General features: G+C 39.0%; 20 protein-coding genes and 2 pseudogenes. 8 read left to right on the top strand and 14 right to left on the bottom strand.

Going from position 1 to position 23,561, the window contains the following annotated elements:
• Positions 1-861 carry a DUF58 domain-containing protein gene (locus ACQ86H_RS19550; protein ID WP_431292205.1) on the bottom strand — a complete coding sequence of 287 codons (861 nt, stop codon included), beginning with the start codon at positions 859-861 and terminating at the stop codon, positions 1-3.
• Complete coding sequence (locus ACQ86H_RS19545; RefSeq protein WP_431292204.1) at positions 861-1,907, bottom strand: AAA family ATPase; 1,047 nt, start codon at positions 1,905-1,907, stop codon at positions 861-863. The genes ACQ86H_RS19550 and ACQ86H_RS19545 overlap by 1 nt, the downstream gene beginning before the upstream one ends.
• A 101-nt stretch (positions 1,908-2,008) precedes the next feature.
• Between ACQ86H_RS19545 and ACQ86H_RS19540 the strand changes: the two genes are divergently transcribed.
• Complete coding sequence (locus ACQ86H_RS19540; RefSeq protein WP_431292203.1) at positions 2,009-2,638, top strand: DUF4159 domain-containing protein; 630 nt, start codon at positions 2,009-2,011, stop codon at positions 2,636-2,638.
• A 640-nt stretch (positions 2,639-3,278) separates the two neighbouring features.
• Here ACQ86H_RS19540 and ACQ86H_RS19535 read toward each other — a convergent pair.
• Positions 3,279-3,746, bottom strand: a complete 468-nt coding sequence (locus tag ACQ86H_RS19535) for an Lrp/AsnC family transcriptional regulator (protein WP_138822754.1) — start codon at positions 3,744-3,746, stop codon at positions 3,279-3,281.
• Positions 3,747-4,066: 320 nt separating this feature from the next.
• Between ACQ86H_RS19535 and serC the strand changes: the two are divergent.
• The 3 genes and pseudogenes from serC (at position 4,067) to ACQ86H_RS19520 (ending at position 7,432) form a co-directional block, all read left to right on the top strand.
• A pseudogene (gene serC / locus ACQ86H_RS19530) lies at positions 4,067-5,162 on the top strand (3-phosphoserine/phosphohydroxythreonine transaminase).
• An 11-nt stretch (positions 5,163-5,173) separates the two neighbouring features.
• Positions 5,174-6,295 carry a DUF1015 family protein gene (locus ACQ86H_RS19525; RefSeq protein WP_431292202.1) on the top strand — a complete coding sequence of 374 codons (1,122 nt, stop codon included), beginning with the start codon at positions 5,174-5,176 and terminating at the stop codon, positions 6,293-6,295.
• A 345-nt stretch (positions 6,296-6,640) separates the two neighbouring features.
• Positions 6,641-7,432 (top strand): lacto-N-biose phosphorylase central domain-containing protein, encoded by a 792-nt coding sequence (locus tag ACQ86H_RS19520; RefSeq protein WP_431292201.1) that lies wholly within the window; start codon positions 6,641-6,643, stop codon positions 7,430-7,432.
• A 4-nt stretch (positions 7,433-7,436) separates the two neighbouring features.
• Here ACQ86H_RS19520 and ACQ86H_RS19515 read toward each other — a convergent pair whose 3' ends face one another.
• Positions 7,437-7,997 carry a DUF1543 domain-containing protein gene (locus tag ACQ86H_RS19515; protein ID WP_138822762.1) on the bottom strand — a complete coding sequence of 187 codons (561 nt, stop codon included), beginning with the start codon at positions 7,995-7,997 and terminating at the stop codon, positions 7,437-7,439.
• Between the two features lie 554 nt (positions 7,998-8,551).
• Between ACQ86H_RS19515 and ACQ86H_RS19510 the strand changes: the two genes are divergently transcribed.
• Positions 8,552-9,151, top strand: coding sequence for an FAD/NAD(P)-binding protein (locus ACQ86H_RS19510; protein ID WP_431292200.1), 600 nt, complete (start codon positions 8,552-8,554; stop codon positions 9,149-9,151).
• Positions 9,152-9,174: 23 nt separating this feature from the next.
• Positions 9,175-10,263: a hypothetical protein gene (locus ACQ86H_RS19505; RefSeq protein WP_431292199.1), complete on the top strand. Its 1,089-nt coding sequence runs from the start codon at positions 9,175-9,177 to the stop codon at positions 10,261-10,263.
• 107 nt (positions 10,264-10,370) lie between these two features.
• On the opposite strand, the gene ACQ86H_RS19500 is transcribed toward ACQ86H_RS19505, so the two are convergent.
• The 9 genes and pseudogenes from ACQ86H_RS19500 to ACQ86H_RS19460 all read right to left on the bottom strand — a co-directional run bounded on the left by ACQ86H_RS19500 (position 10,371) and on the right by ACQ86H_RS19460 (position 18,471).
• Positions 10,371-10,757, bottom strand: a complete 387-nt coding sequence (locus tag ACQ86H_RS19500; RefSeq protein WP_431295431.1) for a M23 family metallopeptidase — start codon at positions 10,755-10,757, stop codon at positions 10,371-10,373.
• A 77-nt stretch (positions 10,758-10,834) separates the two neighbouring features.
• Positions 10,835-10,996 (bottom strand): hypothetical protein, encoded by a 162-nt coding sequence (locus ACQ86H_RS19495; RefSeq protein WP_431292198.1) that lies wholly within the window; start codon positions 10,994-10,996, stop codon positions 10,835-10,837.
• Between the two features lie 284 nt (positions 10,997-11,280).
• Positions 11,281-11,949, bottom strand: a complete 669-nt coding sequence (locus ACQ86H_RS19490) for an IucA/IucC family C-terminal-domain containing protein (protein WP_431292197.1) — start codon at positions 11,947-11,949, stop codon at positions 11,281-11,283.
• A 32-nt stretch (positions 11,950-11,981) separates the two neighbouring features.
• A complete protein-coding gene (locus ACQ86H_RS19485) occupies positions 11,982-12,110 on the bottom strand; it encodes a hypothetical protein (RefSeq protein ID WP_431292196.1) in 129 nt (42 codons plus the stop codon).
• Positions 12,086-13,090 carry an IucA/IucC family protein gene (locus tag ACQ86H_RS19480; protein WP_431292195.1) on the bottom strand — a complete coding sequence of 335 codons (1,005 nt, stop codon included), beginning with the start codon at positions 13,088-13,090 and terminating at the stop codon, positions 12,086-12,088. The genes ACQ86H_RS19485 and ACQ86H_RS19480 overlap by 25 nt, the downstream gene beginning before the upstream one ends.
• Before the next feature lie 79 nt (positions 13,091-13,169).
• Positions 13,170-14,527: pseudogene (locus tag ACQ86H_RS19475) on the bottom strand (lysine N(6)-hydroxylase/L-ornithine N(5)-oxygenase family protein).
• Complete coding sequence (locus ACQ86H_RS19470; protein WP_431292194.1) at positions 14,527-16,986, bottom strand: GNAT family N-acetyltransferase; 2,460 nt, start codon at positions 16,984-16,986, stop codon at positions 14,527-14,529. Before ACQ86H_RS19470 ends, ACQ86H_RS19475 begins: the two are co-directional and overlap by 1 nt.
• Positions 16,931-17,815 (bottom strand): pyridoxal phosphate-dependent decarboxylase family protein, encoded by an 885-nt coding sequence (locus tag ACQ86H_RS19465; protein WP_431292193.1) that lies wholly within the window; start codon positions 17,813-17,815, stop codon positions 16,931-16,933. The genes ACQ86H_RS19470 and ACQ86H_RS19465 overlap by 56 nt, the downstream gene beginning before the upstream one ends.
• Entirely contained in the window at positions 17,791-18,471 is a 681-nt protein-coding gene (locus tag ACQ86H_RS19460; RefSeq protein ID WP_431292192.1) for a pyridoxal phosphate-dependent decarboxylase family protein, read from the bottom strand. The genes ACQ86H_RS19465 and ACQ86H_RS19460 overlap by 25 nt, the downstream gene beginning before the upstream one ends.
• 319 nt (positions 18,472-18,790) lie before the next feature.
• On the opposite strand from ACQ86H_RS19460, the gene ACQ86H_RS19455 reads away from it, so the two are divergent.
• Positions 18,791-21,211, top strand: coding sequence for a TonB-dependent receptor (locus ACQ86H_RS19455; protein WP_431292191.1), 2,421 nt, complete (start codon positions 18,791-18,793; stop codon positions 21,209-21,211).
• A gap of 109 nt (positions 21,212-21,320) precedes the next feature.
• On the opposite strand, the gene ACQ86H_RS19450 is transcribed toward ACQ86H_RS19455, so the two are convergent.
• Positions 21,321-22,541: a metallophosphoesterase gene (locus ACQ86H_RS19450; RefSeq protein ID WP_168202381.1), complete on the bottom strand. Its 1,221-nt coding sequence runs from the start codon at positions 22,539-22,541 to the stop codon at positions 21,321-21,323.
• Positions 22,542-22,757: 216 nt separating this feature from the next.
• Here ACQ86H_RS19450 and ACQ86H_RS19445 point away from each other — a divergent pair, with 216 nt between their 5' ends.
• Positions 22,758-23,204 (top strand): RrF2 family transcriptional regulator, encoded by a 447-nt coding sequence (locus ACQ86H_RS19445; protein WP_029275042.1) that lies wholly within the window; start codon positions 22,758-22,760, stop codon positions 23,202-23,204.
• Positions 23,205-23,561: the final 357 nt, after the last annotated feature.

Here is a 23,561-nt window from a genome sequence, read left to right as displayed (position 1 = left end):
TTAAAAATCCCTTAATGCCTGGTCTAAAGGTTCGTCGGTTATAATTGTCCGGTAAAAAATCCTTCTATCCAGCAGTTTTATCCTGGCTTCTTCCAGGTAAGCATTAAGTTTGTTTTGATAGTTGGTTCTTGCTTTGGTTTGATCAATCTGAATGGTTTCTCCTGTTTCCAGGTCTTCGAAAGCCGTATAACCTTTAAAATCCAGGTTCAGTTCATTTCTTGATAACAGATGGAAAACCACGATTTCGTGCCTTAAAGTATTCAACATATCTAATAATTTAATGATTTCATCGTCTTTTTGGTAAAGATCGGTAATGAAAATCAGCAATTCGCGTTTTTGGGCTCCGGCAAACAATTCTTTATAATGAATGGGTTTGGTAAATGTTCCATCGGGATGAATCTGCTCCAATTGGTAAAACAACCGGGCCAAATGCTGGTAATCCTGCTTGGGGGTCATGGAGAAAATGCCCGAGTTTTTCAGTACATACAAGCCAATCGCATCACCCTGCAAATTGGCAAGGTAAGCTAAAGAGGCACTGAGGTACCTTGCATAATCAATTTTGGTAAAATCGCCATCGCTATGGTTCATCGAAGCACTGGCATCAATTAAAATGCGCACGGCAATATTGGTTTCTACTTCCGATTCCCGGATATAATAACGGTCGGAGCGGGCAAACATTTTCCAGTCGAGCGAGCGCAGATCGTCACCGGGCTGATAACTTCTATATTGGCTAAACTCCAATCCCGGTCCTTTTACGGTACTTTTATTAATGCCGTTCATAAAACCATCGACCGTCATTTTAGCCGATAATGAAAGGTCTTTAATGGCCATCAATATTTTAGGATCGAGCAGTTTACTCATTAAATATTGGCTTTTGGTTTCGAAATGGCTTTGATCAGTTCATCGGTAACTTTGTCGGATGAAACATTTTCAGCTTCTGCCTTAAAATTCATCAATACCCTGTGGCGAAGTACAGGATAAGCCATGGCTTGTAAATCTTCCATAATTACAGCATACCTGCCTTTAAATAAAGCTCTTGCTTTTGCTGTTAATATTAAGGCTTGTCCTGCCCGCGGGCCAGCGCCCCAACGCACCCATTCTTTTACAAAATTTACAGTGGTGGTATCAGGTCGGGTGGCGCGGATGATTTCGCTTACATAAGTAATTAAATCATCGTTGATGCTTACTTCGCGGGTAATGGCCTGAAGTTCTTTGATTTCTTCTGCACCGATAATCGGGTTGATCACTGCTTTTTTGCTGCCTGTGGTACTGCTTAAAATCTGTGTTTCCTCGGCTGCGGTAGGATAACCGATTTTGATGTATAACAGAAAACGGTCTAACTGTGCTTCGGGCAGGGGATAGGTTCCGGCCTGTTCAATCGGGTTTTGGGTAGCGAGAATAAAAAACGGACGGTCTAAAGGATAGGTTTGTCCGCCGTAGGTTACTTCAAACTCTTGCATAGCCTCCAATAATGCCGATTGTGTTTTAGGCGGAGTCCGGTTTACTTCATCTGCCAGAATAATGTTGGCGAATAAAGGTCCTTTATTAAATTTAAAAAAACGTTTTCCCGTTACATGGTCTTCTTCCAGTATTTCAGTGCCCACAATATCGGTAGGCATTAAATCAGGCGTGAACTGAATCCTTCTGAAAGAAAGATCTAAAGCCTGCGACATTGTCCTTACCATTAAAGTTTTTGCCAAACCCGGTACACCTTCCAGTAAACAATGTCCGCCGGCCATTAATGCAATCAGCATTTCTTCAATAATTACATCCTGACCAACAATTACCTTCTGTATTTCGCTTTTTAACAGGGAGATCTTATCGATCAATATTTTTAAGTGGCTTTCTGAACGCTCCAAAACGGTTGATTTTTTAGTATAATGATATGGTGCTTCAATATAGTGCATATTGGTAGATAGTTTTAATTCCCGGAAAAGAATATCAAAAAATTTACAAGATAATTTGGATAAAAAACTCGAATAATAAAAAATGAAGGTAATTTTAGGCTGTGCGAAGAGCTAAATTTACATTTGCGAGGTTAAAATATAATTCGGGCGACTGGGATACGGATCAACGTATGCCTTCTAATCTCTTAAATTCTCTGCTGGAGTATACCACCATTCCTTTAGACGGAGAAGAGAAAATTGTAGAATTGAGCAGTCGGGACTTATTTAAATATCCTTTCTGTTATTTAAGCGGACATAAACTGGTACAGTTTAGCCAGCAGGAAGCTGTAAATTTTAAAACTTATGTGCACAACGGAGGCTTCGTTTTTGTGGATGATTGTAACCACGATATTGATGGTTTGTTTGCCCGCTCGTTCGAAACACAAATGAGTAATCTTTTTGGCCCTCAGGCTTTAAAGAAAATCCCAAATAACCATGGTATCTACAATGCTTTCTTCAGGTTTGAGAAAGGCCCGCCAACAACTTCTTTTGAACTAAATGGCTGGGGCGATGATCTGGTGCACGATTACCTGAAAGCCATTACCATTAATAATAGGATAGGGGTACTCTACAGCAATAAAGATTATGGCTGCGAATGGGATTACGATTTCAGGAACAAACGTTTTTTGGCAGAGGATAACACCAGGTTTGGGGTGAATATTATCCTGTACGCCATGGGGATTAATAGTTAGCGGTTGAATTTCCAAAGTTTGAATAGCCCATAATATCCATGCGCATCCTTTCCATAAAGAATACATCCCTGTTGTCGTTCTGAACGCAGTGAAGAATCTTTTAAAAGGTAGTCATTACAATAAAAGATCCTTCGTTGCACTACCATTGACGTTATTTTGTAATTACTTATTAATGAATGGATTGTGGTATCATGCATTTCCGTATAGCTAGGCCATAGCACAGTATCACCGTTCTACTTAAAACCGGCCTAATAAATTTTTCGGACTGCACTGTTCCAGCCATAACACTGGCTTCAAAAGAAAACGGCGAAGCCCTCATGAATGCAGCTAAAAGTTATAAACAACAAATGAATAAATTTTCATCCGGCATTTTTTGTTACTTTTTGATGCCAAAAAGTAAGAGCCCTTCGGAGGCGGCGAGCCGAGGCAAGAATTGTGCGAAGGAAAAAACGTCAATCATATTGATTTTTATACAATAAATTATCCTTCAGGATGACAATTCAGAAACAGTGTTGGATTCCAAGTTCGCTGTTTTTTGTTGCTGTCAGCTGTTATCATCTGACAGGTTTAGCGCATTCATTAAGCCCGGGAAGCAGCAAATGCTAACATCTGCCATCACGCTTACTGCTTATTAGCCAAGCTACAACGCATAAGCCGTTTCGGCCTTTGATTGATTCAGTACTAAAAAGCTCTGGATATTTCCTACATAAGCCAGTGCGCCTATATTGTCTCTGAGGAAATTGTTATAAGAAACCATATCGGGCATGGCCACTTTGAGCATGAAATCAAAGTGACCGGTAAGGTGGTAACATTCCATCACTTCCGGGTATTTCTCCATTTCAGTCTTGAATGCTTTTACAATATCTTCCGAATGCATGGTAAGTTGAATATGTGGAAAAGCAATAAAATGCGATCTCAGTTTATCAATATCTACAATGGCAACTGTTGATTTAATGTAGCCATTTGCCCGCAGTTTTTTTATACGTTCTACAATATGGGTCATGCTTTTCCTAAGCTTGCCTGAAACTTCTTTGTAAGTTAATAATCCGTCACGTTGTAAAAGATTTAGGATTTCGATATCAGTCTGATCAACTTTTTGAGGTTGCATGTAAATACTTAGTGTATAATCGTTTCTATTTTGTTAACTTTTGTGAAGCTTAAAAATAGTTAAAATAAGATGTATTTATTTAATTTATTGTGTTTTTTTAAAAATACACTTAGTGTATAAATTACAATAATGAGGGGGATTTCAGGGTGTCAATAAAAATTATATTCTGTTATCTTATTTTCCTGATAGGCTAAACCAAATTTTAGGATGTTAAGGGTTTAGTAAAAAATAATTTTTACCAAAAAACAGCTTGTTGCGGTATAATATGCTTAACTACTGATCTTTATGCTGTAATTAATCTAACCAAATATTATTTTCTCATGCATAAAAAACACAACTTCGGTGCCGGTCCTTGTATATTGCCGTCATCTGTAATGGAACAAGCTGCGCAGGCCGTAATTAATTGGCGAGGGATAGGTTTATCTATTCTGGAAATCTCTCATCGGTCGCCGGAATTTGAAGATGTGGTACTTAAAACCCAGCTTTTGGTTCGCGAGTTATTGTCTGTTCCTGATCACTACTCCGTACTTTTTTTACAGGGCGGGGCCAGTACACAATTTGCTATGGTTCCGATGAATTTTTTAGACGCAGAAAAAAAGCTGCTTATCTTGATACCGGGTATTTTGCACAGAAAGCCATTAAAGAGGCCAGTTTATTTGGTGAAGTGGAGGTTGTAGCCTCTTCTAAGGATAAAGATTATGCATATATTCCAGCAGAGTTTAATAATGATAAGCAAGCTGCATACCTGCACTATACTTCGAATAACACGATTGAGGGGACAGAAATCTTTGATTTTTCGACCGGAGGTGCACCATTGATATGCGATATGTCATCAGATATTTTTTCGAGGAAAATTAATGTAGCTGATTTTGATCTTATTTACGCAGGTGCCCAAAAGAATATGGGCCCCGCTGGAATGACGCTGGTTATTGCTAAAAACGAATTTCTTAACCAGGCAAAAAAGAAATTCCCTCAATGATGGATTACCGGATATTCCGCGATAATATGAGCATGTACAATACACCACCGGTTTTTTCTATTTATGTAGCCATGCTTAATTTATTGTGGCTTAAAGATCAGGGCGGCGTAAGTGGAATAGAGCAAAAAAATATAGCAAAGGCAGAATTATTATATGCCGAAATAGACCGGAATCCGCTATTCTATGGTACGGCAGATGTTGAGCATCGCTCCCGAATGAATGTTACTTTCTTAGCTGTTAATAAAGAGGTAGAGACCGGATTCTTAAAATATGCAGCAAACCAGGGAATTGTGGGTATAAAAGGTTATAGAACAGTTGGCGGATTCAGGGCTTCGCTTTACAATGCACTTCCATTATCAAGTGTTGAGGTGCTGGTAAACGCCATGGTCAGTTTTGAAAAAATATACAGCGATAAAACAGTTCTTGAACTAGAATAATCCGTTAAACGATGATAAAAATCTCACCATTAAAGGCATTACAGCCGGGCAAAGAAATATTTGAGCTGATGATTTCTGATCAGGTAAACGGTAAAGCGCATAAAAATGAGGAACTTTCTTTTGAAGACCTGCTCAACCTGTTTGGATGTCCTTTAGATAATCGGCCTGCTATTTATGTTTATGCGTTCCGTAGCGAATCTGGTATAATGAGGGGAATTTGGGCGGATATCGATCTCTCTCAAACACCAGTAGATGCAATTAAAAGGCACGAAGAAACGGTATCATCGAAAGTAGAATCGCTTAAAATAGAACGGAAAAGTAAGGCAATACAAAAATCGCCGATCTTACTGGTCCACAAAAAAGATAAAACCTTAGATGCGCTTATTGATTTTGTAGTGCGTACGCGTAAGCCTTTAGTGAATGAATGGTCACAAATGGACCATTTTCTTTACCAGGTATTGGAAGAAGAGGTGATTGAAAAATTTGTTGAAGAATTTATGAAGCTTAACGCAGTTTACCTTGCCGATGGCCATCACCGTTTAGAAGCAGCGTATTCACTACAGGAAAGCAGGCCTCAGCAGATCAGTTCACTACTCGTTTCTGCCGATGTAATTTCTATAGGTGCCTTTCATAGAATGGTTTCAGGTATAGATATTTCTTATTCCTTATTGATGGAGAAATTGAAACAGTATTATTATATCTCAAAAATTCCCAATAACAAGGCTTATAAGCCTGATCAGAAAAATAGGTTGGGCTTTTATTTTAAAGGTGAATGGTATCAGCTGGATTTAAATAACGCTTCTGTTGCATTGTCAGCAATACCTGATACAGTGATTTTACAAGATCAAATCCTTTCGGCTGTGCTGGGTATCCATAAACCGAAGGAAGATGAAAGGCTGATCTGCTTTCCGGATTGCGAATGGACTCAATTTCTTACTGAGCTGGACCGTGATGAAAATTCGATTGGCTTTTCGCTTTTTCCAATGACAGCCGATGCATTTATGGCAGTTGCAGAAAAGGACGAGTTTTTGCCACCCAAATCTACATGGATAGCGCCGAAGATTCCGAAAGGATTTATGGCAAGTAGCTCGGAAGCCATATTGGCGAAAGGTGAACAAGTAAGAATAAATTAATGGTTTAAACCTATAAAATAAACGATATGTTCGATCTCGACTTAGAAAATATAGCGCAGATAGGCACCACCTTCCTGATAGTTGCGTTCTTTTTAGTGGCTTTGTACAAAAAGCGACTGAAGGTAAATAAGAGAAAAAATGATACCGAGCAGGATTATATGCATTGGCTATAATGCTGTTATATTGATTTCAACCATGGCGGTATTTTTTATTCTGGCCAATCAATTTAGCTTGATGTAGCGTAAGTTTTATCTTTGATGATGTCTTTGTGGGGTGATTATAACAATTTCATTATAGTTAAATTTCATACTTTTGGGTGATTAACCAATTACACCCGATATGTTTATGAAAATGCTTTTTAAAGCTTGCATACTTTCTGTTTTAATCTGTTCGTCTATTCTGGCAAGCGCACAAACCGTTACTTTAGATTATTTCTTTAACCGCGAAACCCGAAAAAATAAACAAGGTAAAGAAGTTCGTTTTCATTACCTGTGGAATGAACAGGCAATGAGTGGTTTTTCCATTTTTGGTGATGTATTTAAAAAAGAAGGATTTAAACTGGATTCGCTTGAAACAGCACCAACAATAGCTAATTTAAAAGGAAGTGATGTTTACTTAATTGTCGATCCCGATCGTCCGAAAGAAAATCCTAAACCGAATTACATAGAAGCTGAGCACATTGCTGCAATTTCTGCCTGGGTAAAGCAGGGCGGGGTATTGGTGATGTTTGCCAACGACAGCGCAAATGTAGAATTACCGCATTTTAATAAACTGGCTAATGTATTCGGTATGCATTTTACCAACGAAATGCAGAACCATGTAATTGATGATGCACATTTTGAAGATGGCGGTATCGTGATCAAAAATAATCCGGTGTTTAAAACGGCAAAAAAAATATTCATGAAAGATGTATGCGCTATCGACACCAAAAATGGTGCAAAACCGGTTTTGAAAAATGCAGCTGGTGCAACGGTTATTGCCGATACCAGATTTGGTAAAGGAAATGTAATTGCCATTGCCGACCCCTGGTTGTACGATGAATATGTAAATGGCCGTTTGCCAAAAGAGATGGGCTTCGAAAACGATAAAGCTGCCTACGATCTGGTGGTTTGGTTAAAAAGCCTCGTTAAAAAATAATCGCTTAAAGTTTATCCAACTTAAAATAGCCCAAATGAATCTCATCTTCAGCTAATCCTGAAGATGGTTTTATTTCGATGTGGTATTTCTGTTTGGCCTCTTCACTTAAAATATCCTCAATTTTATAAATATCATCTACATCGATGCCATATTTTTCGTCGATATGAGAATTGGCACCTTTTATCGAATTGGTTTTAAAAAATACCGTTTTCTTGGCATCCTGTATAGCTTTGGCCCTTTCATCATGAACCGATAATACAATATGGTGCTGTTCATATAATTTGTTGGATAAATAGCCCCCAAGGTTGATAAAGAACAATTTATGTAGCGATGGCGACGTATGCTCATCCCTTAATTTAATACTGATTCCGTAATCATCAACTTTGGTTACTTCGCGCCAGCCATCAATATGCAGGCTTGTACCTGTTCCCGGCCAAAATGCCTTAATTTCGGGCACGAGATCTTTTAGCGAATGGGCGATGCCGAAGAAATAGTCATGCTGCTCTACGTTTCTTTTTGGGGCTTTCGAGCCCAGTAAAATCATATATAGTTTTAAATCGTTCATAAGTATATTAGTTCATTGGTCATTGGTTCAATTGGTCATTGATACATTCCAGCATTCAAAATTCAATCATTAATAAAAAACTCACTCATCTGTTAACAGCATTAATCAAAATAGGTTCTTGGAGTTTTGAGATTTTCTTTGTTTTTTTAACCACCGAGATCACAAAGAATAGCACAGAGGGCAAAGAGTTGAAGACAGACTCCAATAGAATGGTCGTCATTCTCGCGCAGGCGGGAATCTTAAAGCGCTTGCATTACGATTATTCATAAGTTTCCCTTGTTTCAAAGGCATTCATGAGCACTCCGTGGTTCCCAATCGAGTTGCGGATGACGATCTCTCACCGTCCACGATTCGCAAAAAAAACTGTCATTATATTGATTTTATCCAATAAATTATCCCTCAGGATGGCAACCATGAAAGACTATTCCCTCGTTTCGTGCCTCCGTAGCAATCAATTCCATCATCCCTCTTACATTTTCCATCATCATCGTACTTCTTCCGATTTTCTACTTTATTAACAAACAAACAAAACAATTTTCCTTTTTTAAGATTGTATGAATTATAAATGGATACGAAAACAGCAAAAAAAAATTGCCATCATTGGTGGCGGCCCGAGTGGTCTGTTCATGTATAAAAGATTAGTTGAATCTAAAGCTCCCAACTTCGAAATAGAGATATTCGAACGTAAAGATTATTTAGGGGCGGGCATGCCTTATAGTGCTGAAGGGGCAAATGTAGAACACATTACTAATGTGTCTGACAATGAAATTCCAATTATATATAACTCCATTGAAGAGTGGGTGAAAATTGCGCCAAAAGAGATTTTAAAAAAATTCGATATTGATGCCGATAAATTTAATGAGTATAAGGTATTACCCAGATTGTTTTTTGGCGAATATCTTTCCGCTCAGTTTAAGTTATTAAAAAATGTTGCTGAAAATAAAGGGATTAAGACCAATGTGCATTTAAATTGTGTAGTGGAGGATATTACCGATTTACCTGCCGATAATCAGGTTGAGGTAAGTGTTAAAGGACAAGATAAAGCCCTTTTCGACCAGGTAATCATTTGTACTGGTCATAACTGGCCAAAAAATATGAAGGTAAAATCCCTCATTATTTCGATTCGCCATACCCGCCCAAAAAAATTGCGTTAGAACTAAACCACACCGTTGGCATTATGGGCTCTTCTTTAACTGCCATTGATGCATTAAGAACCCTGGCACGACAGAATGGAAAGTTTGCCGACAATGAAGATGGTACCTATTCTTACCAGTTAGCGAATAAAGGTTTTAAAATGGTTATGCACTCCCGAAGTGGTTTATTGCCTGCCATCAGGTTTCATTTAGAAGATTCGCACCTTGGTAAAGATGAAACGTTAAGCAAGGCAGAAATTCATGAGAGTATAGCTCAAAATGGAGGTTTTTTACCCTTAGATTTTGTATTTGAAAAGAATTTTAAAGAGATGTTCATTGAAAAAGATCCTGTTTTTTATAAAAAGATCAAAAACATGAATCTAGAGGAGTTCGTTACCGCAATGATGGACTACCGCGAAAAAATGGAACCATTTGATCTTTTCAAAAAGGAATATGAAGAGGCAGAAAAATCGATCGAGAAGAGGAAATCAATCTATTGGAAAGAGGCACTTGCTATTTTAAGTTTTGCGATGAACTACCCGGCAAAATACCTTTCCGCAGAGGATATGGAACGTTTGCAAAAAGTATTAATGCCACTCATTTCCATTGTAATTGCATTTGTACCCCAAAGTTCGTGCAGGGAATTGTTGGCCCTGCATGATGCTGGTGTATTAAGTATTGTAGCTGTTGGCGATGATGCCAAAGTAGAACCCTTAAAAACCGGAGGTGCAGATTACCATTACAAGGTGGATGGTAAAAAGGTTACTGTCCATTTCGATACCTTTATTGATTGCATCGGCCAACCGCATCTTTCTTTTGATGATTTTCCTTTTAAAAGCTTAATTACAGATAAGACCATAAGTCCGGCAAGATTAAAATTCAAGTCTGCTGCCATCGGAAAGGAAAAAATGAAGCATAATGATTTAGTGACCAAAAAAGGTGATGATTACCTTTTAACTGTTCCTGGTATTACCATCAACGATCATTTCCAGGTAGTTGATGAGGCTGGGCAGGCGAATAATAGAATCTATATCATGGCCGTTCCGTACATTGGTGGTTATAATCCCGATTATTCCGGAATCGATTTCTCTGAAGCCGCATCAGGAGCGGTGTTGGACCGTATTTTGAAATAAAAATTCTTATTATTTTTGGTTAAAGCGTATAGATAGTAGCTAATTTTAGGGACTATCTATACAAGTTCCTCAATACATTCGGTAAAGGCCGTGTTTTTAATTTACAGCTATTTGATGTGTTCCTTTATAAATACCTGAGGATTATAAAACCGTTCATTCAGTTGCGTATTATTAAAAGTTAACCAGCTTGCACAGCCATAATCATCAAATTTTTTCCTGATTTCCAAATGAAGATGGTGGTAATCGCCACCATACTTTTTACTTTCCTGCGGTGTAAATAACCTGGCTAGTTTCGTGTTTTGATCCACTTGCTGACCATTGCTTACATAAACTTCTTTCAGGTGTTTGTAGGAGGTAAACATCGTTTGGCCGTTAGGGAGTTTATGCTTAACCACCACAGTACGTTGATTTTCACCCAAATGTACAGAGCAAACTATTCCGTTCGCCATGGCATAAACGCCAACGAGTTTGGTTTTGGGTTGGGTAGGATTGATATCAATGGCCGTATGGATATGGCCTTTAACGTAACTGTTGCGGTGATCGCCAAAAATGCTGATGATCCTGATGTTATTTACTTTTTTCGGTTAACCACATCAAAGGGTAGAAACCATTGATCGGCTGTTTTTGCAGGAGATGCATCCGTGTAATAAGGTTTCCAACGATCACGGTCTTTTTCAATGGTTGGCGTTTCGAATAATAGTGTCGATAAAAAGATAAATAATAATGTTTTCATGCCGGGAGTAATTTAAGGCAAGATAATGTTTTTATTAATATAAACTATTTTTATAGTTTAAAAAAAGTTAGACCGTCATTGCGAGGAGGAACGACGAAGCAATCTTAATGCGGTCGCTAGTAGCGATATTTGTAAGATTGCTTCGTCGGCTGAAAAAGCCTTCTCGCAATGACGATCTTTTGTAATGGTGGCAGATGTTGCCATTTACCACGGAGAGGATTTATTTTATTTTTATAAAATCGTCTGGATTTACTCAAAGTCAGATGGTAACATCTGACTTCACATTATACCAAAACATCTTCTTTCAAAGCCTCTGCCGCAGGATTAACCAAAGTGCCAATCAATTCCGGAACCGGAACATCGGTGCTTTCGCTGTAACCATGCGTCAACAACCTTACCCTATTAATGCAAACCCTGATAAATTCAGGCACAAAAAGGTCAAATTTTTCAAATTTTGAGGCTAATTCCTTGTTTTCCTGTTGAAATTCTAAAATTACATCAGCAACCTGACGCCAGAACTGTTTTTCATCCATTCCAACATAACTGTGGAAAATATTGCCCAGATACCTGAAAACGGCGTCGAATATGCCCGAAAGGATAAATAAAGGCGCCAATTCGTCGTTAATTTCCCTCAAAACATCAACAAGGTCATTAGGTAATTTCGCTTTCGATTCTTCAGTTAATACAATTTCTTCTACAAAATCTTTAATGATAATCCGATCGGGAACACCATTCTTCATCACCAGAATCGTGTTTTCACCATGAGGACTAAAGAAAAAGGCATGTTTATAGAAAATTCTTAATACCGGTTTCAAATAAGCCGATAAATAAGCATTTAGCCAGGTTGAAGCATCTAATCCCGATTTTTCGATCAGGGCCTGTACCATGCTTTTACCATTGTCATCTACATAAAGTAAACTGGCCATCGTCATGATGTTTTCCCCTTCTAACAAGTAGTTTTCTGCACTTTCGCGCCAAATGGCACCTAAAAACTCCTGGTATTGATACGGTGATTCCGGTATTTCACTGTATTGGGGTGCGTATAAGCTACGGTTGCCACTTCACCTAAAAGGACAACGCGTGTTTGTTTCAGGTATTCATCACCCTGTAGCATATCTTTTGCCCATTGGGTAACTTTTGGCGCAATGGCCAGTTTTTAGGTGATAATCCCCTGAAAATGGAGGTGTTTAAGATCGAAATAGCCGTTTTTACATAATGTTTTTTAGGCTCACTTACATTAAAGAAGGTACGGATGCTGTTTTGGCACATGTATTCGTCGTTTCCAATGCCAACCGGAATAATCAGCTGATGGGCAATGTCATGCGCCAATTGTAATACAATTTTATTGTTCCACTGCCATTCATGAACGGGGACAAAGAAATAATCTTCAGGATTTAATTCCTGCCGGATCAAGACCTGGTTAAAATCGTGGACTTGTTTCAGGCAAAGCTCCTCATTGTAAAAAGAAAACGGAGAAATGCTTTCGATGCTTTTAAACTGTGCCCTTGATTTGTGGACGGCCAGCCAGGCCAATTGTGTTTTCTGCGCCGCTTCTGGTGCATATTTGCCCTGATCGCTGTGGTTAAAACCGATACGCCCTTTGTTTATAGTAGCCCATGGGTGACCGTCCATCTGGTGTTCGATGCTTTGGTAATCAGCATTGGCCAGTTCATCAGCGGTTAACCGGCCTTTTTCGTGGATATAAGCATCAGCATATAAAGTATTTAACGTTTCTTCAATGAAATGAGCGAGTGTAAAGGGTTTAATGCCAAAAGTTTGCTGTAATTCGGTATAAAAGGCCGGCGCATTATTTACCGCTACACGCTCGCCGTTCACAAACTTTTTAATGCTCTGTTTATCGATGTGCAGGTAATCCAAAGCACGCTGCTGGCCCGAGAAAGTATAATAAATAGTCTCAGTATCGGTAGCTAAATGGAAATTCAAAATGCCCTGCTCATTAGTATTTACAAGAGTTGGTTCTGCCAATTTTTCGTGCATCAGTTCCACGATTGATTTTGCAATATAGTTTAGGTTTACCTTGTCCCAAACTTCTTTTTTTAAAGGTTTTATATGATTGAAATTGTTGTAACTCATAGTATTAATTTTTTATTATTGAGGAATGTTATAAATATAGATTTGTCATCCTGAGCTTGTCGAAGGACCAACCTAATGTTTAAGGCGTTTCGACAGGTTCAACGTGACAGTCCCGGATGAAACCCTGAGACTGTTTCGTAACCTCTCGCTCGCCATTTACGCTAAACTGCTGGAAAGCAATCCGTTTTTCTACCGGATAGATTTCGAAACCTAAAATGGCGTTGACAATAGATGCATTGCGATATGCCCCCATACCCAGATCTGGTGTTACAAATCCATGCGTGTGTAATTCGGCATTTTGAACAAAGATTTCGTTACCGTTTACATCAATGGCATAATTACGATGTACCTGAAAAAGTCCGTCTGCATTGCGTGCAATGCGGTCAATAATGGCTGATAAAAAGCCCGGTTCGTTATATTTGTATCCTGTAGCCAATACCACAGCATCTGTATCAACCGTAAAATCTTTTTCGCTTTCGGTGTGATAAAAATCAAGCTGATAGCTGCCATCATTATTTAAGCTTAGGTTATTCAACTGGCAATTCGGCATGAGTTCGGCATTGATTTTTTCGCCGTCAACACTCAATTCGTAAAGTTTATCGAAAATCTGGTTAATCAGTTCGAAATTGATGCCTTTAAACAACGAATTCTGTTTGCTTAAAAGTTGTTTACGTTTTGCATCGCTTAAATTGTAAAAATGATCTACATATTCTGGAGAGGTCAGCTCTAAAGTTAATTTCGAATATTCCATGGGGAAAAATCGGTCTGGACGGGTAAACCACTTCAGATTTAAACCATTCTCAGTTTCAGGCAAAAGATCGTAGAAAATTTCGGCGGCACTTTGTCCTGAGCCGATAATCGTTACGGTTTTTTGCTCCAATAAGGTCTGTTTAAACTTTAAATACTCTGAAGAATGTATTGCATGTTGATGAATAGTAGGATTAACAAAATCCGGTACTTTAGGTGCTGTGCCCGTTCCGAGTACGATTTTTTTAGCCAAAATGGTTTCAGTAGTACCATTTACCTGATCTAACTTTTCGATCTGATAAATTCCATCAACATAATTTATGGTGGTCACTTTTTGCCCGAACTGGCAGTTTTGCAGGTGCATAATGGCCCATTTACAATAGGCATTATATTCTTTGCGCAACACAAAAAGTCTTCCCTGATGTAGAATTTATAAAGGCGATCGGTTTGCTTTAAGTAGTTTAAAAAACTGTATGGACTGGTCGGATCGGCCATGGTAACCAGATCGGCCATAAAAGGGACTTGTAAAGTAGCATCGCTCAACATCATGCCAGGATGCCAGTTAAATTCGTTCGCCTGATCTAAAAACAAAGTAGATAAACTGTTGATTGGGGCACATAAAGCGGCCAAACCTAAATTGAAAGGACCAATTCCAATCCCAACAATGTCATATATTTTCTGTTCCTGCATTATATTTCCTCCGTTTCAAATTGAGCTGTTTTCATCATGGCATAAGCTTTGGCTTCAGGAAATTTATCCCAGTACCAATCGCGGTAGCAGAAAGTTAAATTGGCCATTTTATAAGGCATTTGGATTACTTTCTCTAATTTGAAACCCAATCTGGTTACAAAAATGTGCATCGCACGGCTTTCCACTGCGGCTTCACCGATACATTTGCCTACTTCTGGCTGTTCGAAAATGAAATCCATCAAGGCCTGGCCGGTTTCAAAACTGAATTTCTTGTCCTTATCGGTAGGGGCAATCAATAAATGTGCTCCATAATCGGTAGTTAACGCTTCGTAGCAAGCCCCCACACCATCACGCATTGGCCAGTAAGGCTCTATGGTAAAAGTAGGTTCGCCATTGATTTCGCCGATAAAACTGTGAGAGGCATCATTCGGCAATAGAGTTCTGTAAAATAATTCCAGGCCTTTAATAGGGCCATCCATTTTCCAGATTGGTTTGGCATGTTCCTGGTTAAACCAATCATGAACCATTTCCAGATCTCGGTCGATATTAAACGGACGGATATTGATCGTTACATTATCCTTAGGGAAAAACCTGCTGTACAATACCTCATTGGTTTTAGGTTTGATTAGGTTTTCGGAGAAAAAATATTTAGACAGCGGATTTGGAAACTCACGGTAAATGGCCGGATTATCAATGGGCGCACTGGCTTCATCAATGTTGCAAAGATTGGTTAATAAATTACCTTTTACTTCCCAGCTGCGGCGGTTGATGATATAATCGACCAGTCCAGTGGTATCACTGTTTTCGAATTGTTTAAATTCAAGGTAAACCAGATCAATCAACGTTTTTTCATCAGCTAAACCATTACTCGCAATGGCATTTACTACACCTAAAATGTTGTTGATGAGTAGGTAATAGGTCAATTTAGGGATAATGTATTCGTTCGGTACAATCGAACCGCTTTCTGCTGCTATACCTGGATAAACTGCTTTTAGTTCCTCAGCTTTAGCGTCACTAAAGAAATAACCCTGGTTATCCCTGAAATAAAGTTTGGCAGGATAATAATCTTTATCCAGTTCTACCATCACATTTTGTTGGTGGAACTCAAAAGCCATCCCAAAATTATTATAAAGGCCCACAACCGGAGCTACACAAAGGTGGAGGTATTGTTTAAACCAGTTTACGGCAGTATGGGCAAGTGCTTTATTTTTACTGATGGATGCCTCCTCGATTACATGGACAATCCTTGGTTTTTGGCCCAATAAACCATCCTGACAAAGCGCCGCCAATAAACTTACATTTTTGCCAGCATCTTCCCCTTTGAAAGGATTATGTCTGATACTGATGTTAAATCCATCAATCGTTTCGCCCTGATAATTTACGGTAATAAATGCCGGGTCGGTAATAAATTCAATTTCAGGGAATTCTGCTTTGGCTGCCTTACCGTATGCTGTTTTTAACAATTTGCTTACATCGTAACCCCGGTGAAGTTCCCTGACGAGGTTAACCCTTTCCGAGTTGGTTATTTTTACATGTAGCGAAAATTTTAGCATCCAATCACTCGATGCATTGTAAACCGTTCTTACGGAAGATGTTGGTGTGTACAATTCTCCGAAGTGCCCCAAAAAGAATAGCAGGTTTTCTTGCTGCATCGCTTTTACAGTAGGAAGGGCAAGCAGGTGTTGGGCCTCCCAGGGGTGCATGGGTACCACTTTATAATCCGGATATTGATCGAGCAAACTAATGATTTCTGCATGATTGCTCTCTAGCAATTCCATTCTGAAAAGATCCGTCATATCGAAACCTTCTGCATTTTTCTCACTAATGTTATCTGCTGCGATTAAAAAATACGCCAGCTGAAACTTTCCCTGTGTTTCCGGTGAATATTTAAAAAGTTCATCTTTAGTGTTAAAACCAGATCTCCCTTTGGGTAGGGGATGGGCATTATGACCTAAAATTAAAGATTGCTCAGCCTCAATAAAGTTCATTTTTGCAAAATTTACAGGTTTTCCATTTTTTTTAAAAAACGATAAAAATGCTTCAAGGTTGTCTATGCTATTGGCCAAACGTTGTTTTACCAGACCGGCATCAACAGCAGTGAACTCCTGAGCACTAAATTGGATGGCCATTTCCATAAACCTGTAAATAGTGATTGGATTAATGGCATCTGTATCAACGTTCCTTTCAATTACAGGGAAATTAAATACGTGGCGGCCACTATCGGCATAAAATTTTAAAGGTGCGTATACTTCGAAACCAATGGCTGTAAAGTCAAACCTGATGTGCAAACGATCGCTTGTTGTAACCAGGTAATTGGCTAAAGATTCGTCATATTTAGGGATACCTGTATAACGGCTCCAGTTGGTAAATTCTCTACAATAACTGTTTAGAAGCGCATTGAAATTAGTTTCTTCTGAAATCTGCTGAAGCTTGATTGAGTCTAACGTATTCGTTTCCATGTTTTTTAATGATTTTAATAATGTTTTCAATATCGCTGATGGTAGTTAGCGGGTTAAGTAGGGTAAATTTGAGGTAGAACTGCTGGTTAATCTTGGTACCGGCAACTAAAGCTTTTCCTTGATTGAACATTGCTTTTTTGATATATTGATTCATGGCGCAAACATCTAAGCGCAAGTTTTTTGGGCGGTAACGGAACACCAATGCACTGATGTCCGATTCGTTCATCAGCTCGAAATCGCTATCTGAATGTAACAGTCCGGCAATTTTGGCTGCGGTTTCGATAATCGTATCAAAATAGCCACCCAGTTTGTTTCTGCCCATCATTCTGAGTGTAAACCAAAGTTTTAAGGCATCAAATCTGCGGGTAGTCTGTATCGATTTGTTCACCTGGTTCGGTAAACCATCCTCATCATGGTCTTTTGGGTTTAAGTAATCAGCATGGTGCGTAATCAGGTTGAAAAAGTTTTTATCGCATACCAGAAAACCGCTGCTGCTTACCGGCTGGAAGAACGATTTATGATAATCAACTGTAACCGAATGTGCGAGTTCGATACCATTAAGTAAGCCTCTATATTTATCTGTTAACAATAATCCACAGCCATAAGCCGCATCGATATGGAACCAGGTATTGTATTTTAGACTTATAGATGCAAGTTCTTTAAGCGGATCAATATTTCCGAAGTCGGTGGTGCCTGCCGTTCCTACAATGGCAATAGGAATATTGCCCTGAGCAATTTCCCGCTTAATGGCATCTTCCAGTAAAATGGTATTCATCCTGAAACTGCGGTCGGTTTTGATTTTGATTACCGATTTTTCGCCCAAACCCAATAGTGAAGCATTTTTTGGATACTAAAATGCGCTTTTTCAGAAACAAATATTCTGAAACGGGAAGCTTCCCGGGGTAATCCATCAACTTTAATATTGTGGTTTAATGCGGTAATGGAATAGTGATCGCGGGCCAGTAAAATGCCCATTAAATTGCTTTGGGTGCCGCCACTGGTAAATATGCCATCTGCTTTTTTGCTGAAACCGATCTGATCGCAGGTCCATTCGATCAGTTTTTGTTCAATTAAGGTACCGCCGGCACTTTGGTCCCAGGTATCGATTGACGAATTGATGGCCGAAATCATCACTTCAGCAGCTACGGCGGGAATTACAATCGGACAGTTTAAATGTGCAATATAAGCAGGGTGGTGAAAGGCAACCGCATGGCTGGTATAAAGTTGTTCAACTTCTTTAAGTAAAGCATCGTAGTTGTCGTGTGTTTTTTCAAATTCAATCGAATCAAACAGCGGTCTTAATTTCGACGGCGATACGCCACTGAAAGGTTGTTGATTGTTGTTGAGAAATTTTTTTACCGCCTGGGTAACTTTTCCCATTGCATGCAGGTATTCTGCTTCATTTTCATGGTGAAAGATTTCCTTCGTCGGACTTTCCGTGAGGAAATCAATAAGTTCATGTTTTTCGAGGTTTGATGTAAACATTTTTTTTCAGTTTTTCAAAAAGTTTATTGGTAAAGGCAATAAAATACAGGCACATTAATGCCTGTATTTTTTATTCATCATCTGGTTAGCTGAGATATTTAAACTCGAACGATATATATCGATAATTCTGGTTGCTAAGTTATGTGTTTATTTAGATTGATTAAAAATAATATTTTAAATTATTTTTAACATATTGTTAGTAAGTACTTTGTTAAGTATTACTTAACCGTTTTAGTTCCTGAACAAATAAAAATTTTAATAATTTTATTTGGATTTGATCTAAATAAATGATTGCTTTGCGCAAAAAAAATAATCATTAATGAAGAATCTATACTTAATTGCAATCTTTATCTGTGGATTTATCCTTACAGGTAAAGCACAAACCGTAGCCGGAAAGGTAATAGGCGAAACAGCTCCGCTTGCCGGAGCAAATATTAAAGTTGATGGTAAAAATACTTCGGCAACCACCAAAGCAGATGGCAGCTTCGAACTAAAGCTATCCGAAGGTGCCTACCAATTACAGGTAAGTTATGTGGGTTATACTACTGTTTCACAAAAAGTGAATCTGGCCAAAGATCAAACGGTTAATTTAACTATTAACCTGAGTCCGACCTCGAATATGCAGGAGGTGGTAGTGGTATCATCACGGAAACCGACTAAAATCAGCGAGATACCAGGTACCGTTTGGGTAGTTGATGGTGCAAAAATCCAGGAGCAGGCGAGGGCAGGCATTCCTTTAAAACAAACATTGGCACAATTGATCCCGAGTTTGGATGCCGGTCCGGAAGGGCGTACCAATTACGGACAGAACCAACGTGGCAGAGATGCATTGGTGATGATCGATGGGGTATCTTTAAACAGTACGCGTGGTGTTAGCCGTCAGTTCGAATCAATCGATCCGTTTAATATCGAAAGAATTGAAGTTTTATCTGGTGCAAGCGCCGTTTATGGCGGTGGTGCAACAGGAGGGATCATCAACATCATCACTAAAAAAGGTCAGGACAGTCAGCCAAGTTTTACTACTCAGGTTGGTGTGCGCAGTGGATTAAAGGAAAAAAGCGATCATGATATACGCGTAGCACAGGCTATTTCTGGCGGTAATAAAGATTGGAACGGGCGCATCGGTATGGCTTTTCAAAAAAACAATGCAGCTTATGGCGCAGATGGAAAGCAGATTTTTACTGACATTACCCAAACTGATTTACAATATAACCAATCGTTCGATTTTTTCGGAAGCACCGAATTTAAATTGACCGATTACCAAAAAATATCCGTGAATGCCCAATATTACAATTCGGGTTACCGTGGTGATAAAGACCTTTTCCTGGGTGCAAATTATGGTGGATTATTATCCAACCCAGCGCTCTTAGAGATGAGAAGTGGCTATTCATCAGATGTTGACCCAAAAACAAGTAGAGCCAATATCAATGCGAATTATCAGGCAAGCGAAATTTTAGGCGGACAAACCTTGTATGTACAGGCAGCTGCCAGAAGTGAGCAGTTCAGCTTTCACCCATTCCCGGGGCAGACAGCTATACCACAGCGACTTTACAGTGGTTCATCCATCCAAAATACTAATTATAGTGCTTTAAAACTGGTATTGAACAAAGACTGGAACAGACTTAATCTTACTTACGGTATTGATGCAGATAACGAGAATTTTAACGCGCAGCAAGCTTTGTTCGATAGAGCAAAAGCCTTTGCATCTGGTGGTTTAAATAATACTACTATAGCCACTATTGCACGTTACCCAAACTTTAGGGTAAATGGTTTATCTGGTTTTTTACAGGCGCAGGTTAAAGTGACCGACTTCTTAAGCCTGTCGGGAGGTGTGCGTCAGCAACGTATGTTTGTTAAAGTTGGCGATTTTGTAGGTACCACTGCTTCTGTACCTTTGGCTTATGGTGTTGGCAGAACGGCTGCGGCCATTGCTGGTGGTGAAAACCATTACGATGTAAACTTATTAAATGGTGGTTTAGTATTTAAAATTAACACAGCTCAACAGGCATGGGTTAATTTCTCCCAGGGTTTTAACCTCGCAGATCCGGCTAAATATTACGGACAGGGTACTTATACCTTGGTAGGTACCAACTATAATTTAGGCAACTCCATTAATGTTGGAAGTTCTCCTTTAACAGGTATTAAAACAGAACAGTACGAAGCAGGTTACCGTTACCGCACAGGTGTATTTAATGCACAGGTAGCTGGTTTTTATGCTTTATCTGATAAAAATGTAAAAACCAACAGCACATTCAATATTGAAGTTTTTGACGAAAAAGTAAGAAATATTGGTTTGGAAGGTTCATTATCTTTAAGCCTGAAAAATGGTTTTGAAGTAGGTGCAAACGGTTTATACATTAAAACACAGAAACAGAATACCGATGGTACCTGGGCTTTACAGGATATAACTGTTTCAAGTCCGTCAAAATTGGCAGGCTACTTAGGTTATAATGGTAAAGTATTTGGTTTAAAGGCACAAATTTTTCATTCGTTCGATTCAAAAGATGATATTGGAACCGGTAGGGAATTAAAAGGTTATACGACTGTTGATTTATTGGGATCGGTTAAAATATTTACCGGAAGTTTATCAGTAGGTGTACAAAACCTGTTGAACAAAAACTATCAGACGATTTGGAGCCAACGTTCACAGTATCTGTATTCGGCATTAGCCAAACCAGAAACGTTTTACTATGCAGGCCGCGGCCGTACGTATAATTTAACTTATACGCTTAATTACTAGATTCGATTTTTTTCGGTCGTCATCTCGACTGGAGCGCAGCGGAATGGAGAGATCTATCTAGGCAGATTTCTCGGCTTCGTTGCACTTCGCTAGAAATGACGACCTTTTTTTACTTCCTTTTCAACTCAATCACCGTAATTTCAGGCCAGATACCAATCCGGCCCGAAAAACCCAGAAAACCAAAACCTCTGTTTACATTCAAGTACCGCCCATTTTCGGTTTTAATGCCTGCCCAATGTTTATAACGGTATTTTACCGGGCTCCATTTAATACCAAAAGCTTCTATACCGAATTGCATACCATGTGTATGTCCGGCTAAAGAAAGCTGGATTTTAGAGGGATAATTTTTTACTTGTGCATCCCAATGAGAAGGATCGTGTGATAAAAGAATTTTAAAATCATCTTTACCTGTATTTTGAAGGGCTTTATTCAGATCGCCTCGCTCCCCAAAACCGATGCCCCAGTTTTCTATTCCGGCTAAAATAATCTTCTCTCCGTTTTTGTGCAGTTCTACATGTTCATCCAGCAAAAGTTTAAAGCCCAGTTCTTTATGGTAAGCTTTTAATAAGTTTAAGTTCTTGATCTTATCAGTTTCACTTGGCCATTTGATATAATCTCCATAATCGTGGTTCCCTAAAACAGAAAACTGTCCGAAAGGCGCTTTAATCTGCGAAAAATGACCGATATAAGGCACAATTTCTGATGAGGCATTATTAACCAGATCGCCCGTAAAAACAAACAGGTCGCTTTTTTGGGCATTGATCATATCGATGCCTTTTTGAACGGCTTTTGGGTTGGTAAAACTTCCCGCATGTATATCCGAAATTTGGGTCAGCGTAAAACCATCAAAACTTTCAGGCAGATCATCAAAATACAAAGTGTGTTTAATTACACGATAGGCATATTTCCCCTGGGTAATGCCGTAAGCAAACAGGGCAATGGTTAAGCAGAACATCACAAAGGCAAAATCTACCCAATAGCTGCTGCGGCCGGCAACATGAAATCCGCCAGGTTCAAAATTGGTGGATAAGCCGATTAATAAGCGGTAAACATCGCCAAGCAACAGAAAAAAAGCGAAAACAATTTCTGAAGCAAAAACAATCAGAAAAGCGTGACTGACGATTTGGAAAAACTTATTGATGCCCTGAATCCGCATGTGCTGAATGCCGAAAAATAAGGCAAAAGTTAAGCCGATAATAAACACCCAAAAAATCGGACTGAGTAAACCGGATTGATTGATGGTGCCCAAGCCAGATAATACGTATGCATTTAGGGCAAAGAATATAATTGCAACTATGATGAGCGGCAATAGATTGAGTTTTCTTTTCATTATTAAAAATCTGTAAATCAGAATAGCGGGTAAAAATAGAATTTAAACGCCCATAATTACCTACTGTTACGGCTGGCGGTTATTTTTACGTTTGTTTGATTAAAGGAATTTCTGTTATTATGCATTATATTTATGAATATGATAGTATGATGAATTAAAATCAACTTTCCGTTGCATATTTTATAATTTACTTTCTTTTATTAGCTTTGTACAAATATGCTATCCAAAAAAACAAAATATGCCATTAAAGCGCTTGTTGCGCTGGGTAAAAATTTAGATAAACCACCTATGCAGATTTCGAAAATTGCAGAGGAGGAGCATATCCCGAAAAAATTCTTAGAACAAATTCTGCTCGATCTTCGTAATGCAGGTTTCTTGTACAGTAAAAAAGGTGCCGGAGGCGGTTATAGCCTGAATAAAAAACCCGAAGAGATTTTATTGGTACATGTAATGCGTGTAACCGACGGACCAATTGCGATGGTTCCATGTGCAAGTTTAAACTTTTACCACAAATGTGATGAGTGTGTAGATGAGAAAACCTGCGGAATTAGAAGTGCCTTTATCGATGTAAGGGATGCTACGCTTAAGGTTTTAACCGAAACCAGCATTGCCGATGTAATCGGCCGCGAGGATAACCTGAAGATCGGTATCGTTAATTTATAATTTTTTAAAACTTTCTGCTAACGATCCGTCACCCTGACCGTAGCGTAGCGGAAAGCTACGAAGTAAATTTATTTCAGGGTCTTTGTTGTTATAATCAAACTTGCGAGGTCTTAAATGAATAATGTTTTTGGAAAGCAGGGTTCTGTACGTTTCGGTTACGATAGTCCTGCTACCGCTGCAAGTCCTCGCTCGTGCCTCGCTGTGGGCTTTCCGCTATATCAGGTTTAATCGGCAAATACTTCCGAAGTTTTAAAGGAGTGGAGTGTAGGCAACTTCTGAAGTCTGGTCACTTTTTGCGATAATTCTGCGTTGGGGATTGTAAGGGTTTAGTACCGATCCTTCATCGGCACCGGAGCC

The organism is Pedobacter sp. P26 (assembly GCF_050632135.1).
Taxonomy (GTDB): Bacteria; Bacteroidota; Bacteroidia; order Sphingobacteriales; family Sphingobacteriaceae; genus Pedobacter.
Note: the sequence above shows the minus strand (reverse complement) of the source record. Positions and strands in the feature narration are given on the sequence as shown.